We start from the raw sequence: 14,131 nt of genomic DNA on the forward strand, positions 1-14,131 counted from the left end.
CATGGTCTCCACGCATTTAGGTTTTCCCGTTGAAACGGTGAGCGTTTTTATTATTCTCGCCATCGGGGCTATCGTTATCGACCTCGTGATGCATCGTAACGATAGCGTGATATCGCTGAAAAGCGCGGCGTTATGGTCACTATTTTGGGTTGTGGTGGCAATGGCTTTTGCCGGATTTCTGCTGGTGCACCACGGCGCGGAAGTAGCCAGTTTGTTTGTTACTGGTTACGCCTTAGAAAAGGTGCTTTCGGTCGATAATCTTTTCGTTATGATGGCGATCTTCTCCTGGTTTGGTATCCCGGAACGTTATCGCCACCGCGTCCTGTACTGGGGGGTGATTGGCGCGATTATTTTCCGCGCTATTTTTGTCGCCATCGGCACAGGTCTATTAGCACTGGGTCCGTATGTTGAAATAGTCTTTGCCTTAATTGTGCTATGGACTGCCGTCATGATGTTAAAAAGCGGGGAGGAGAGCGATGAAATAGAAGACTATTCGCAGCATATCGCTTACCGACTGGTAAAACGTGTGTTCCCCATCTGGCCAAAATTGGTGGGACATGCTTTTTTACTTACCGCTAAAGAGGTCGACCGTGAACGGGCGAAGCCGGAGAATAAAGATCTCATTATTAGCGCTGGTAAACGCGTCGCGCTATATGCAACGCCGCTGATGTTATGCGTGGCGGTCGTTGAACTGTCTGATGTGATGTTCGCTTTTGATTCCGTACCGGCCATTATAGCAATAAGCCAGGAGCCGCTGATTGTCTATAGCGCGATGATGTTTGCCATTCTTGGCCTACGTACGCTTTATTTCGTACTGGAGGCGCTTAAACATTATTTAGTGCATCTTGAAAAAGCGGTCATCGTATTACTTTTCTTTATTGCCTTTAAACTTGGTCTGAATGCCACCGACCATCTCTGGCACCATGGCTATAGTATTTCGGCTACCGCCAGTCTATATGTCGTTCTGGTGGTGCTTATTCTTGGGATTGTCGCTAGTTTTGTATTTCAGGAAAAAAACGAGGAACAGCCGGGAGGTAGTTAATTCTTTGCACTGTCCTTATTCATGTTCACTTTAAAAAGGATTTAATATGAGCGTATCACTGTCAAAAGGCGGTAACGTTTCTCTTAGCAAAAGCGATCCGTCAATGAAAAACGTGCTGGTTGGATTAGGGTGGGATGTTCGTACCACCGACGGCCAGGATTTTGACCTTGACGCTTCCGCCTTCCTGTTATCCGACACAGGAAAGGTGCGCAGCGACAGCGACTTCATCTTCTACAACAACTTAAAATCGGCTGATGGCTCGGTCACTCATACCGGTGACAACCGTACCGGGGAAGGGGACGGCGATGATGAATCGCTGATCGTCAAACTGGATATGATCCCCGCTAATGTCGCGAAAATTATCTTTGTGGTGACCATTCACGACGCGCAAATGCGTCGCCAAAGCTTCGGTCAGGTTTCTGGCGCTTTTATTCGTTTGGTCAACAACGATTCGCAGCATGAAGTAGCCCGCTATGATTTGACCGAAGACGCTTCCAGCGAAACGGCGATGCTTTTCGGCGAACTTTATCGCCATAACGGCGAGTGGAAGTTCCGTGCCGTCGGTCAGGGATACGCAGGCGGCTTGTCCAGCGTCTGTGCCCAGTATGGAATCAACGCATCGTGATTCGAGCTGCCTGATTGCGAATCGGGCAATACGGTAGATTTATAACAGGAGGTTTAAATGGCTGTTTCCCTGGTTAAGGGTGGTAACGTATCACTCACTAAAGAAGCGCCGTCGATGAATATCGCGATGGTGGGGTTAGGTTGGGATGCTCGGGTCACTGACGGGCAGGGCTTCGACCTTGACGCGTCGGTCTTTATGGTTGGCGAGGATGGCAAGGTGCTCTCGGATGCGAATTTCATCTTCTTTAATAACAAGAAGAGCCCTTGCGGCGGTGTTGAGCACCAGGGTGATAACCGTACCGGTGAAGGAGACGGCGATGATGAACAGGTCAAAATCACGCTTTCCCAGGTTGCCGCAGAGGTGAAAAAACTGGTTTTCTCGGTCACCATCTACGACGCCGAAACCCGTAAGCAGAACTTCGGTATGGTACAGAATAGCTATATGCGCGTGTATAACCACGACAATGGTGAAGAAATCGCGCGTTTTGATCTGTCGGAAGATGCATCAACGGAAACGGCGATGATCTTTGGCGAACTGTATCGTCACGGTGCTGAATGGAAATTTAAAGCGGTAGGTCAGGGATTCGCTGGCGGTCTGGCGGCGTTAGCTTCCGCACATGGCGTTAGCGTTTAATTCTTGGCAAGAATAAAACCTCCCGCTGGTGCGGGAGGTTTGTTTTATCAGGCTGCAACCACGCTGTCGATCGCCGCTTTGGCATCGGACTGCGCTTTGGCCGCAACTTCTGGACCATAAGCAATACCCTCTGCAAACACGAAGTTCACGTCGGTGATGCCGATGAAGCCAAGGAAGGTAGACAGATACGGCGTAACCAGGTCGGTCGGCGTATCTTTATGGATACCACCGCGGCTGGTTAGCACTACCGCACGTTTGCCGGTAACCAGACCTTCAGGCCCCTTCTCGGTGTAACGGAAGGTGACGCCTGCGCGGGCAACCAGGTCAAAATAGTTTTTCAGCTGAGTCGGGATGTTGAAGTTGTACATCGGCGCAGCGATAACAATCACATCGTTAGCTTTCAGTTCAGCGATCAGCTCATCGGAGAGTGCCAGCGCTTCCTGCTGACGCGCAGTCAACTGTGCATCGCTCGGACGCAGCGCGCCAACCAGTTCACCATCCAGTACCGGAATCGGGTTTGCCGCCAGATCGCGCACGGTGATAACGTCGCCTGCGTGTTTTTCGCGCCATTGTTCAACAAAATAGTCGGACAGTTGGCCGGATTGCGAGTACCCTGCAAGAATACTGGACTTCAGAACTAATACTTTGCTCATGGGTGTTTCCTTTTAATGTGATTGACGGGTCAATGCCCTGGTGCTTGATGACACTGTATTCACAATCATGCCGCAGAGATAGCGCAATATATCGAATTCTATGTTCAATTTTTTTGAACAAGGCATGAATTCTACAGATGTGGTAATCTACAGCAATATTTCATGAGAGATTTTTCCGGCAGAGCACTGCCCGATAACGCTATGACAGAACAACAAAAAATCACTTTCTCGCAGCTCTATGAACGGCTCGATGGCCTGATGCTGCGCGATAAATCGCGCTACGGCCGCCGCCTGCATGGCGTAAAGAAGGTTAAAAATCCTGATGCCCAGCAGGCCATTCTGCACGAGATGGCGCGGGAGATAGAGCAGGCAGCAGGGAAAGTCCTGCTACGCGAAGCCGCGCGTCCGGCAATCACCTATCCGGAAAACCTGCCGGTTAGCCAGAAAAAACAAGAGATTCTCGAAGCGGTGCGCGATCACCAGGTGGTGATCGTCGCCGGGGAGACCGGTTCTGGCAAAACCACTCAGTTACCCAAAATTTGCATGGAGCTGGGGCGCGGCCTGAAAGGCCTGATTGGCCACACCCAGCCGCGTCGACTGGCGGCGCGAACCGTCGCTAACCGTATTGCCGAAGAGCTGCAGAGCGAGCCAGGCGGCTGTATCGGTTATAAAGTCCGCTTCAGCGACCACGTCAGCGAAAACACCATGGTTAAGCTGATGACCGACGGTATCCTGCTGGCGGAAATCCAGCAGGATCGCCTGCTGATGCAGTATGACACCATCATTATTGATGAGGCGCACGAGCGCAGTCTGAACATTGATTTTCTGCTGGGCTATCTGAAAGAGCTCCTGCCGCGCCGCCCGGACCTGAAAATCATCATAACCTCCGCAACCATCGACCCGGAACGTTTCTCGCGCCATTTTAATCATGCGCCGATTATCGAAGTTTCCGGGCGGACTTACCCGGTTGAAGTACGTTATCGTCCGATTGTTGAAGAGGCGGACGATACCGAACGCGATCAGCTCCAGGCGATTTTTGATGCCGTCGATGAACTGGGGCGCGAAAGCCCCGGCGATATCCTGATCTTTATGAGCGGCGAGCGGGAAATCCGCGATACCGCAGATGCGTTGAATAAGCTCAATCTGCGTCATACCGAAGTGCTGCCGCTGTATGCTCGTTTATCAAACAGTGAGCAAAACCGGGTCTTCCAGTCCCATAGCGGGCGGCGTATTGTCCTGGCAACCAACGTTGCTGAAACCTCGCTAACGGTTCCGGGTATCAAATACGTTATCGATCCGGGTACCGCGCGCATCAGTCGCTATAGCTACCGTACAAAAGTGCAGCGCCTGCCTATCGAGCCGGTATCACAGGCCTCTGCTAATCAGCGTAAAGGCCGCTGCGGACGTGTGTCAGAAGGTATATGCATCCGTCTTTACTCGGAAGACGATTTCCTGTCGCGGCCGGAATTTACCGACCCGGAAATTCTGCGTACCAACCTGGCGTCGGTCATTCTGCAAATGACCGCCCTGGGGCTGGGCGATATCGCCGCGTTTCCGTTTGTCGAAGCGCCGGATAAGCGCAACATCCAGGATGGCGTGCGTCTGTTAGAAGAGCTCGGCGCCATCACTACCGATGAGCAGGCAACGGCTTATAAACTAACCCCACTGGGCCGCCAGCTTAGCCAGCTACCGGTGGATCCTCGTCTGGCGCGGATGGTGCTGGAAGCGCAGAAACATGGCTGCGTGCGTGAAGCGATGATTATCACTTCCGCGCTGTCGATTCAGGATCCGCGCGAGCGCCCCATGGACAAGCAGCAGGCGTCTGATGAAAAGCATCGTCGTTTCCACGATAAAGAGTCTGATTTCCTTGCGTTTGTCAATTTGTGGAACTATCTCGGCGAACAGCAAAAGGCGCTCTCCTCGAATCAGTTCCGCCGCCAGTGCCGGGTGGATTTCCTCAACTATTTACGCGTGCGTGAATGGCAGGATATTTACACCCAACTGCGCCAGGTAGTGAAAGAACTCGGCCTGCCGATCAACAGCGAGCCGGCGGAGTACCGGGAGATTCATACCGCGCTGCTGACCGGTTTGTTGTCGCATATCGGGATGAAAGACTCTGATAAACAAGAGTATACCGGCGCCCGTAATGCCCGGTTCTCTATCTTCCCCGGCTCCGGTCTATTCAAGAAACCGCCGAAGTGGACGATGGTTGCGGAACTGGTGGAGACCAGCCGCCTGTGGGGGCGCATCGCCGCCCGCATTGAGCCGGAGTGGGTCGAGCCGGTAGCGCAGCATCTGATCAAACGTTCATACAGCGAACCGCACTGGGAGCGGTCGCAGGGCGCGGTCATGGCGACAGAAAAGGTTACCGTCTACGGTCTGCCGATCGTCGCCGCGCGTAAAGTGAACTATAGCCAGATTGACCCGGCGCTGTGTCGTGAGCTGTTCATCCGCCACGCGCTGGTAGAAGGCGACTGGCAGACGCGGCATGCCTTCTTCCGCGATAACCTGAAGCTGCGCGCTGAAATCGAAGAGCTGGAGCATAAGTCGCGCCGTCGCGACATCCTGGTGGATGACGAGACGATGTTCGAGTTTTACGACCAGCGCATTAGCCACGATGTCATCTCCGCTCGCCACTTTGATAAGTGGTGGAAGCAGGCCAGCCGCGAAACGCCAGACTTGCTCAATTTTGAAAAGAGCATGCTGATTAAAGAGGGGGCTGAGCAGGTCAGTAAACTGGACTACCCGAATTTCTGGCATCAGGGCAATCTTAAACTGCGTCTTAGCTATCAGTTTGAACCCGGTGCGGATGCCGATGGCGTAACGGTTCATATTCCGCTGCCGTTGCTCAACCAGGTAGAGGAAGCCGGATTTGAATGGCAGATCCCCGGCCTGCGTCGCGAGCTGGTCATCGCGTTAATTAAATCGTTGCCGAAACCCGTTCGGCGTAATTTCGTCCCAGCGCCTAATTACGCCGAGGCGTTTTTAGGCCGCGCGACGCCGCTGGCGTTGCCTCTGCTGGATTCGCTGGAGCGTGAGTTGCGTAAAATGACCGGCGTGACCATCGACCGCGAATCCTGGCAGTGGGATCAGGTGCCCGATCACCTGAAAATCACTTTCCGGGTGGTGGATGACAAAAATAAGAAACTGCAGGAAGGGCGCTCTTTGCAGGCCTTAAAAGACGCGCTAAAAGGTAAAGTTCAGGAGACGCTCTCGGCGGTGGCCGACGATGGTATTGAACAGAGCGGGCTGCATATCTGGAGTTTCGGCACCCTGGCGGAGAGTTACGAACAGAAGCGCGGTAATTATAAGGTGAAAGCCTGGCCGGCGCTGGTGGACGAGCGTGACAGCGTCGCCATCAAACTGTTTGATAATCCACAGGAACAGCAGCAGGCGATGTGGCGTGGTCTGCGCCGTTTACTGTTGCTCAATATTCCGTCGCCGATTAAGTATCTGCACGAGAAACTGCCCAACAAAGCCAAACTGGGACTCTATTTCAACCCTTATGGCAAGGTGCTGGATTTGATTGACGACTGCATCTCCTGTGGTGTTGACAAGCTTATTGATGAAGCCGGCGGCCCGGTGTGGACCGAAGAGGGCTTTAGTAAACTGCACGATAAAGTGCGCGCCGAACTGAACGACACGGTGGTCGATATCGCGAAGCAGGTCGAGCAGATCCTGACGGCGGTATTTAACATCAATAAGCGTCTGAAAGGGCGGGTAGATATGACGATGGCCCTGGGGCTGTCGGATATTAAAGCGCAGATGGCGGGTCTGGTTTATCGCGGCTTTGTTACCGGCAACGGTTTCCGCCGCCTCGGCGATACGCTGCGTTATCTGCAGGCAATTGAAAAACGTCTTGAGAAGCTGGCAATCGACCCGCATCGTGACCGCGCGCAGATGCTAAAAGTCGAGAGCGTGCAACAGGCGTGGCAGCAGTGGTTGAATAAGCTGCCGCCGAATCGCCGCGATGACGACGACGTACAGGAGATCCGCTGGATGATCGAAGAGCTGCGCGTCAGCTTCTTTGCTCAGCAGTTGGGTACCCCGTATCCGATCTCGGACAAACGCGTGTTGCAGGCGATGGAGCAAATTACGCCGTAGCCTGGCTGGTTGTCCCCGGAGGCGCTGCGCTTACCGGGGCTACTCGCTTAAGCGTTTACCCACGCCAGAGTAAAGCCGTCCCAGCCTTTAGTGCCCACGGTCTGCAGCGCCGTTGCCGTCAACCGTGGCTCGGCGCCCATCATCTCAATGAATTGACGCACGCCCTGAACGCGCTCGTCGGCGCTCTGTGGGTTGACCACTTCACCGTCGCGTACCACGTTATCGCCAATAATTAAGGTTCCTGGGCGGGAATAACGTAGCGCCCAGCTCAGATAGTGGGGATTATTCGGCTTATCGGCATCGATGAAGATCAGGTCGAAAGCGGGACATTCGCCAAGCGCCTCCAGAGAATGTAGCGCCGGCCCCTCTCGCAGCGTGACCCGCTGGTCAACGCCCGCCAGCTGCAGATTCTCCCGCGCCACCTGGGCATGATGCGCGTCGGCCTCCAGCGTGAGTAGTTGGCCGTCGGCAGGAAGCTCGCGCGCCATCCAGATGGTGCTATAGCCGCCGAGAGTACCGATCTCCAGTATCCGCTTAGCCTGGGTAAGCCGTACCAGCAGGGCGAGAAACTGCCCCTGATTGGCGGCGACATCGTGTGCCGGCAGCCCGGCTCGATGGTTGTTTTCCAGTACCCGATCGAGCACAGGATCGCCGGGGATTAAGGCCTCAATCAAATAATTGTCTACTGCCGACCACTGTTGTTGCATATAACATTTCCCCATTTAGCTCCCTGATGAGTCAGACCAGCCGCCTCCCAGCGCCCGGTACAAATCAATCTGCGCCAGCAGCAGGTTATTTTTCACCTGCACCACGCTCAACTGAGTGGAGAATAACGTACGTTGCGCATCCAACACGTCCAGATAGGAAGAGTAGCCGTTACGATAGCGGTTCTGCGCGATACGCAACGTCTCTGCGGCGACCGATTCCTGCTCCTGGAGCTCGCTTAACTGTTCGCCGTAGCGGCTGATGGCATCTAGGCTATCGTTCACCTCTTTGAACGCGCCGCGTACGGTTTTCTCATATCCGTATAACGCCTGATTGCGCTGGGCCATCGAGACATCAACCTGCGCATTTAGCGCCTGGCGGTTGAGTAACGGCGCCAGAATACTGCCGCCGATGCTCCAGAGCCGCAGCGGATTATCGAGCAGTTCCGGCAGCGTCCGGTCCTGCAGGCTGCCGGTGGCGGTCAGGTTAATCGATGGCAGCAACTGCGCTTGCGACGAGGCAAGGGTGGCATCGGCGGCCACCAGCTGTCGTTGAGCCTGTACAATGTCAGGACGGCGGCTCATTAGCGATGATGGCAGCTGCGAGGGCAGCCGTAGTGGGGTAAGTTGCGCGAATTCATTGCGTTTCACCGTACCGGGATTGTCGCCCAACAGAACGCTCAGGGCGTTCTCTTGCTGCGCGATTTGATGCTGCAATGGCGGGATCTGCGCCCGCGTCGAGCGCAGTTCGGAATCCGCCTGCATGAGCTCCAGGCGCGAGGTATAGCCGGTTTCATACTGGCGTTTAGCCAGATTCCACGCATCTTCTCGCGATTTCAGCGTTTGGCGGGTGACCCGCAGCTGCTCGTCTAATGACAACAAGGTGACGTAGCCGACGGCGACCGATGACGCTACGGTGAGATTAGCCGCGGCGGCAGCGGCTTTCTGCGCTTCAAGGCTGGCTTCGGCGGCGCTGGCGGCGCTGCGGTTGGCCCCCCAAATATCGACGTCATAGCTGGCGGTCAGGCCGCCTTTGTACAGCGTGCTGTGGATGGGCAGACCGGTCGCGGCGGACTGTGCGCGAGCGCGGGTACCGGTCAGGCTGGCATCAAGCGAGGGGAATAAGCTGCTATCAGCAGCGTACGCGCGCGCCTGATATTCGTTAACCCGTTCGCGGGCGATCAGAACGTCGCTGTTGTAGCGCAACGCCCGATCGACATACTGATTAAGCGCGCTATCGTGAAAATTGCGCCACCACACGCCTTCCACCGGGCTGGAAGGACCCACATCGGCACGCCAGGCGGCGGGGATCGCCAGCGTAGGCTCCGCACGTGGGACATCGGCAGACTGACAACCGACCAGCGCCAGCGCCACGGCAAGGGTTAACGGGCGGATCATTGTTTATTCTCCGCGCGGGTATCAATCGTCACCTGCACCGACATCCCCGGACGCAGACGATGGCTGTTTTTCTGTCCCTCATCGACCGCGATACGGACAGGGATCCGCTGGGCGATTTTGACAAAGTTGCCGGTCGCGTTATCCGGCGAGATCGCGCTGAATTCGACGCCGGTCGCTGGCGAAATACTTTGTACTTTGCCGTGGAAGGTTTCGCTGTTCAACGCATCGACCGAGAAGGTGACCGGCTGGCCGACGCGCACCTCGGCGAGCTGTGTCTCTTTCAGGTTGGCGATAACCCAGTGCTGAGGCGGTACCAGCGAGGTCAAATGCGTACCGGCGCTGACATAGGCGCCGAGGCGTACGGAGATCTGCCCCAGTTGCCCGGCCGTCGGGGCGATAATCCGCGTATTCTGCAGGTCGATTTCGGCAAGCTCCAGCGCCGCTTTGGCGCTGGCCACATCGGCCTCCAGCGAATCGCGATTGACGATAGTGGACTGCAGATCCTGGCGCGACATCTCCAGTGTGGCTTTCGCCTGTTCGATATCGGCTGCGCCTTGAGCCGCGCTGGCCCGCGCGGAGTCGCGTTCGCGAATGGATAACGACCCATCCGCGGTAAGCTCCTGTACGCGTTTTAAATCGGCCTGGGTTTTCTGATTCTGCGCGCGGGCGTTTTGCAAGGCGGCCTCGTTTTTGACGATCGTCGCTTCGGCGCTTTTCCGCTGCTGCTGGTTGTTTTTCAGCGCCGCTTGTTTCATCGCCAACGTTGCCTGCGCCTGGTGTACCCGCTGCTTATAAATGCGATCGTCAATCTGGAACAGCACCTGTCCCGGCTGAACGGTATCGAAATCTTTGACGTTCACCGCGGTGATATACCCGTTAACCTGCGGGCTGATAAACGTCGTCTGACCGCGCACATAAGCGTTATCGGTAAACTGACTATGCCGGGTGAAAGGGGGCAACTGCCAGGCGTAAAGAATCACCAATACGCCGACGATGCCGATCGCCGCGGCGGTAAAAATAGACACCACGCGGATGTTGTTTCGGGTATTGGCCTGTTGCCTGGCCGCGTCCTGCTGACTCATAACCACTCCAGAGTAAAAATTATCTTATTATTTATTGCCGGTTGCGCGTTTTAACGCGATACGGGCGGTGATTCGCAATCTGATTAAGCGCCAGAAAATCCACACCAGCGTGGCGGCGGAGATCGCCGCCGTCAGGAGATAAGTGTCATTGTAGGCGAGAATATTGGCCTGTAGCGTCGAGGCGTTTTGCAGCAGGGTGGTCGCCTGCACGTTCAATAGCGTGCTGTCGCCAATCTGACTTTGATACATCTGGCTGTACTGCTGCAGTCGCTCGACGATCAGCGGGTTTAGCGTGGTTATCTGATCGGCCAACTGGCTGGAATGAAATTTTTCGCGCCAGGTCTGAAAAGTACCGAGGATAGCCGAGCCGAGCAGGCCGCCGATATTTTGGCTCATGCCAAACAGAACCGAGAAGCTGACCAGATTCCGCTGGTCGGCAATCACCCCGCCAATTCCCGCCAGCATGGCCGGCGCGAGGAAGAAGGCGCTGCCGAAGCCTAGTAAAAACTGGCTGAACATCAACTGTTCCGGACGGGTCAGGGCAGTGGACTGGCTATCAAGCAATGACGCAATCATGATCAACGCCAGCGCGGTCGCGGTGGGCCAGTAGAGGCGCTGCGGGTTAAGCGTCAGGCAACTGGCGACGATACCGCAGACGATACCGGCGAAAATAGACCATGCCAGATTGGTCATCTGCTCGTTTTGCAAGCCGACGTACTGCAGCCAGCCGATGACTCCGGTGTTCTGTTCCGCCAGAACGATGCGTATCAGCAACATAATCAGCCCGAGACGAATGATACTGCCGCTGGAAAGCCATTTGGTGTTAAGCAGCGGGTTAGTGCGATTATGCTCGAAGGCGATAGCCGAAACGATCAGAACCACCGCACCCGCCAGCGACCAGCCAAGCCACGGCGCCTCAAACCACCAGTCCAGACGGCCCAGCGACAGGACCGCGCAGACCAAAGCCATACCGGGCGCCAGCAGGAAGAAGGTAATAAAGTCCTTCTTCTCAAACACTTTTTTGCGGTCGCTGGGCGGCAGTTTGAGCGCAATGACGCAGGCGAGCGACACCAGCGCCAGCCCGAGCTCAAAGAAGTAGAGACCACGCCATTCGTCAATCTGCAGTAATTCAGTCGAGAACAGACGCGCCAACGGGATCGCCAGCGACGATCCGGTGATCCCAATGGTCAACGCCTTCAGACGGTGGCGCGCCGGCCAGGCCTGCACCTGATAGTAAATTCCCAGTGAACTTAGCGCCGCTGCCACCATGCCGTGCGCCGCACGCACCATCATCGCCGAGCTGAGGTCGTTGACGAACAGGTGGAAGAAAGTGACCAGTACATACAGTACCAGAAAGCCTTCAGTAAAGGCGCGCAGGCCAAACTGCTGGCGAAATTTCACCAGCAGCAGGTTGATGGAGACGTTAGTCATGACGTAGACCGCCGGCAGCCACGCAATTTCCGTCGACCAGGCGGCAAAAGTGCCCTGCAGCAGCTGCAGGTTGGCGGTAACGACGGCATTACCCAGCGCGCCGGTCAGGCATACCAGCAATCCGACGATGCCGTAAGCGACACGTTTTGGCGTACTGTGGATGGGCGTCGACGGTGAACCGAGCATCGCCGGTTTTTCATGCGGCGCCCAGTCGTGGGGCACATAGGGATTAGCATCGCGACGAGGCATTATTTCTTTTCCACCTCGTGCAGTAGCTTTTCCAGTACCCGGTGGGTTTGCTCACGCTCTTCCGGAGTGATGGCGGTGAGGATCTCCTCGCGCAGGTCGTCGGCGACCGCTTTCACCTGATGGAAAAGCGCCATCCCTTTTGCGGTGGCGACCAACAGACGCTTACGTTTATCGCTGTCAGGCTTAACGCGCTCCACCAGTTCAAGTTCGACCAGGCGGTTAATGAGCGGGACGATGGTGGCGCTTTCGACACCCAGTTCCTGCGCCAGTTCGCTTTGCGATAGGGGCTGCTCGTTGCGGGCAATGGCTGACACCGCCACCCATGACGCCTGGCTCATGCCAAGATTTTTCAACCGCCGGTTAACCGCCAGCCGCCAGTGATGCGCGGTTAAGTATAAGAGATGGGAAAAGTTAAGCTGTCGGTTATCCATGTTCCGCCTACAAATTCATTAGAGCTCTAATGATTTTAGGCGCGGCGATTTACCGATTTCAAGTCACGAAGATAAAAATAGGTTAACGCAATGTGCGTTTTTTGTGGAAAAGGCCGGCTGGCACGTGGAGAAAAAATAAAAAAACCCGGGCGAACCCGGGTTTAGTATCTGGATTAACCGGACATTAGCCCGGGTAGATGCCGCGATCTTTACGCGCCAGCAGGATGCGCTCACAGGCGACGATGTAGGCCGCGGTACGCAGAGAACACGCTTTCTCGGCGGCTTTATCGCAGACGTGAACGATAGCATCGGTCATGATACGGTCCATCTTGGCGTTGATCTCTTCTTCACTCCAGAAGAAGCTCGCCATGTCCTGTACCCATTCGAAGTAGCTGACGGTCACGCCGCCGGCGTTACAGATAACGTCCGGAACCACGATCACCCCGCGGTCGGCCAGCACGTCGTCGGCGTCCGGGTAGGTCGGGCCGTTGGCGCCTTCGAGGATCAGCTTACAGCTGATTTTTTCCGCGCGCTCACGGGTGATTTGGCCTTCCAGCGCCGCCGGGATCAGGATATCCATCTCGGTGGTCCAGAAATCTTCTTTGGCGATTTCACGCGCGCCCGGGAAACCAGCAATCTTCTTGTTCTCGGCCTGCCATGCGGTCAGCGCCTGCATGTCGATGCCGCCTTCGTTGAACAGGGTCGCGGTGTGGTCCTGGATAACGACAATACGCGCGCCAACGTCGGCGAACAGACGAGCGGCTTCGCTGCCGACGTTACCAAAACCTTGCAGCGCCACTTTCGCGCCTTCGATTTCGATACCGTTGCGACGAGCCACTTCACGACCGGTGACGAAGACGCCGCGGCCGGTGGCTTTTTCACGGCCCAGCGAACCGCCGAGATGAATCGGCTTACCGGTAACCACGCCGGTGATAGTGGTGCCGTGATTCATGGAATATGTGTCCATCATCCACGCCATCACTTTACCGTTGGTGCCAACGTCCGGCGCCGGGATATCTTTCTGTGGCCCAATGATAATGCCGATTTCGCTGGTATAGCGACGAGTCAGACGTTCCAGCTCGCCTTCAGACAGTGAGAACGGGTCGACGCGGATGCCGCCTTTGGCTCCGCCGTAAGGAATATTGACCGCGGCGCACTTAATGGTCATCCAGGCAGAAAGCGCCATTACCTCGTTAAGATCGACATCCGGATGGTAGCGAACACCACCTTTACCCGGTCCACGCGATAGATTGTGCTGTACGCGATAGCCTTCGAAATGGCGGATGGTGCCATCATCCATCTGCACCGGAATATCAACGATCAGCGCGCGTTTCGGGTGACGCAGAGTTTCCACCCAGTAGGCGAGGTCGCCCAGATACGGCGCGACGCGGTCGATCTGGCGCAGGTAAGTGGTCCATGGAGATGTACTACTTTCAGATGCGTAAGATAACTTTTCCATAAGAGTCCTGTATCTCAATGTTATTTGTGTCGTGTAAAACCGTGGAATAGGTACAGCAGTAAAATCTGTGTGATGAATGTTATCACCAATTTTATAAACCAGTATTTGACGGCTATTCCGAATTTTACATTTTTGTTAGTTTTTTGGGGTTGCATTTGAATAAATAAGCACGGCCAGGCGCCTGCATGTCATGCATCAATATGCATATTTTATGCAGATAAGTGAATATGGAAATAATTTTTTCATATTTTTCATTATCTTGATGATCCTCTAAAAGTGAATAAAATGATTCGAGGTTGTATTGACTTTGTTGCGTGTCA

Annotated in this window: 11 protein-coding genes; 4 read left to right on the forward strand and 7 right to left on the reverse strand. The window is 55.2% G+C overall.

The features are described from left to right. Position 1 precedes the first annotated feature (1 nt). The 3 genes from ACSEMK_RS19885 to ACSEMK_RS19895 are packed head-to-tail and all read left to right on the forward strand — an operon-like array spanning position 2 to position 2,300. Complete coding sequence (locus ACSEMK_RS19885) at positions 2–1,042, forward strand: TerC/Alx family metal homeostasis membrane protein (protein ID WP_087859476.1); 1,041 nt, start codon at positions 2–4, stop codon at positions 1,040–1,042. Between the two features lie 46 nt (positions 1,043–1,088). Next, on the forward strand, positions 1,089–1,667 hold the full coding sequence (locus ACSEMK_RS19890; protein WP_047067806.1) for a TerD family protein: 579 nt from the start codon (positions 1,089–1,091) through the stop codon (positions 1,665–1,667). A gap of 57 nt (positions 1,668–1,724) precedes the next feature. Next, positions 1,725–2,300, forward strand: coding sequence for a TerD family protein (locus ACSEMK_RS19895; RefSeq protein ID WP_213793932.1), 576 nt, complete (start codon positions 1,725–1,727; stop codon positions 2,298–2,300). A 47-nt stretch (positions 2,301–2,347) separates the two neighbouring features. On the opposite strand, the gene azoR is transcribed toward ACSEMK_RS19895, so the two are convergent. Then, positions 2,348–2,953, reverse strand: coding sequence for an FMN-dependent NADH-azoreductase (gene azoR, locus ACSEMK_RS19900; RefSeq protein ID WP_049052730.1), 606 nt, complete (start codon positions 2,951–2,953; stop codon positions 2,348–2,350). A 201-nt stretch (positions 2,954–3,154) separates the two neighbouring features. Here azoR and hrpA point away from each other — a divergent pair, with 201 nt between their 5' ends. Further along, positions 3,155–7,057 carry an ATP-dependent RNA helicase HrpA gene (hrpA, locus tag ACSEMK_RS19905; protein ID WP_430915386.1) on the forward strand — a complete coding sequence of 1,301 codons (3,903 nt, stop codon included), beginning with the start codon at positions 3,155–3,157 and terminating at the stop codon, positions 7,055–7,057. A gap of 47 nt (positions 7,058–7,104) precedes the next feature. On the opposite strand, the gene ACSEMK_RS19910 is transcribed toward hrpA, so the two are convergent. The 6 genes from ACSEMK_RS19910 to ACSEMK_RS19935 form a co-directional block, all read right to left on the reverse strand. Further along, positions 7,105–7,779, reverse strand: a complete 675-nt coding sequence (locus ACSEMK_RS19910) for an O-methyltransferase (RefSeq protein ID WP_430915387.1) — start codon at positions 7,777–7,779, stop codon at positions 7,105–7,107. After that, complete coding sequence (locus ACSEMK_RS19915; RefSeq protein ID WP_430915388.1) at positions 7,780–9,159, reverse strand: efflux transporter outer membrane subunit; 1,380 nt, start codon at positions 9,157–9,159, stop codon at positions 7,780–7,782. It lies immediately after the preceding gene. Then, positions 9,156–10,241: an HlyD family secretion protein gene (locus tag ACSEMK_RS19920; RefSeq protein WP_063421282.1), complete on the reverse strand. Its 1,086-nt coding sequence runs from the start codon at positions 10,239–10,241 to the stop codon at positions 9,156–9,158. Before ACSEMK_RS19920 ends, ACSEMK_RS19915 begins: the two co-directional genes overlap by 4 nt. A 27-nt stretch (positions 10,242–10,268) precedes the next feature. Next, the gene (locus ACSEMK_RS19925; protein WP_213316191.1) at positions 10,269–11,921 is read right to left on the reverse strand and encodes an MFS transporter; all 1,653 of its coding nucleotides are present in this window, start codon (positions 11,919–11,921) and stop codon (positions 10,269–10,271) included. Next, a complete protein-coding gene (locus ACSEMK_RS19930; RefSeq protein ID WP_015366352.1) occupies positions 11,921–12,352 on the reverse strand; it encodes a MarR family winged helix-turn-helix transcriptional regulator in 432 nt (143 codons plus the stop codon). Before ACSEMK_RS19930 ends, ACSEMK_RS19925 begins: the two co-directional genes overlap by 1 nt. 184 nt (positions 12,353–12,536) lie before the next feature. Further along, a complete protein-coding gene (locus ACSEMK_RS19935; RefSeq protein ID WP_015366353.1) occupies positions 12,537–13,811 on the reverse strand; it encodes a Glu/Leu/Phe/Val family dehydrogenase in 1,275 nt (424 codons plus the stop codon). Positions 13,812–14,131 lie beyond the last annotated feature (320 nt).

The sequence above is a fragment of the Klebsiella sp. K-3 genome, assembly GCF_051207495.1.
In the GTDB taxonomy this organism is placed as follows: Bacteria; Pseudomonadota; Gammaproteobacteria; order Enterobacterales; family Enterobacteriaceae; genus Klebsiella; species Klebsiella aerogenes.

Bases quoted from the DNA above. Each gene is read 5' to 3' on its own strand.
- ACSEMK_RS19885 (WP_087859476.1), top strand. From the start codon at position 2: ATGGTCTCCACGCATTTAGGTTTTCCCGTTGAAACGGTGAGCGTTTTT.
- ACSEMK_RS19890 (WP_047067806.1), top strand. From the start codon at position 1,089: ATGAGCGTATCACTGTCAAAAGGCGGTAACGTTTCTCTTAGCAAAAGC.
- ACSEMK_RS19895 (WP_213793932.1), top strand. From the start codon at position 1,725: ATGGCTGTTTCCCTGGTTAAGGGTGGTAACGTATCACTCACTAAAGAA.
- azoR (WP_049052730.1), bottom strand. From the start codon at position 2,953: ATGAGCAAAGTATTAGTTCTGAAGTCCAGTATTCTTGCAGGGTACTCG.
- hrpA (WP_430915386.1), top strand. From the start codon at position 3,155: ATGACAGAACAACAAAAAATCACTTTCTCGCAGCTCTATGAACGGCTC.
- ACSEMK_RS19910 (WP_430915387.1), bottom strand. From the start codon at position 7,779: ATGGGGAAATGTTATATGCAACAACAGTGGTCGGCAGTAGACAATTAT.
- ACSEMK_RS19915 (WP_430915388.1), bottom strand. From the start codon at position 9,159: ATGATCCGCCCGTTAACCCTTGCCGTGGCGCTGGCGCTGGTCGGTTGT.
- ACSEMK_RS19920 (WP_063421282.1), bottom strand. From the start codon at position 10,241: ATGAGTCAGCAGGACGCGGCCAGGCAACAGGCCAATACCCGAAACAAC.
- ACSEMK_RS19925 (WP_213316191.1), bottom strand. From the start codon at position 11,921: ATGCCTCGTCGCGATGCTAATCCCTATGTGCCCCACGACTGGGCGCCG.
- ACSEMK_RS19930 (WP_015366352.1), bottom strand. From the start codon at position 12,352: ATGGATAACCGACAGCTTAACTTTTCCCATCTCTTATACTTAACCGCG.
- ACSEMK_RS19935 (WP_015366353.1), bottom strand. From the start codon at position 13,811: ATGGAAAAGTTATCTTACGCATCTGAAAGTAGTACATCTCCATGGACC.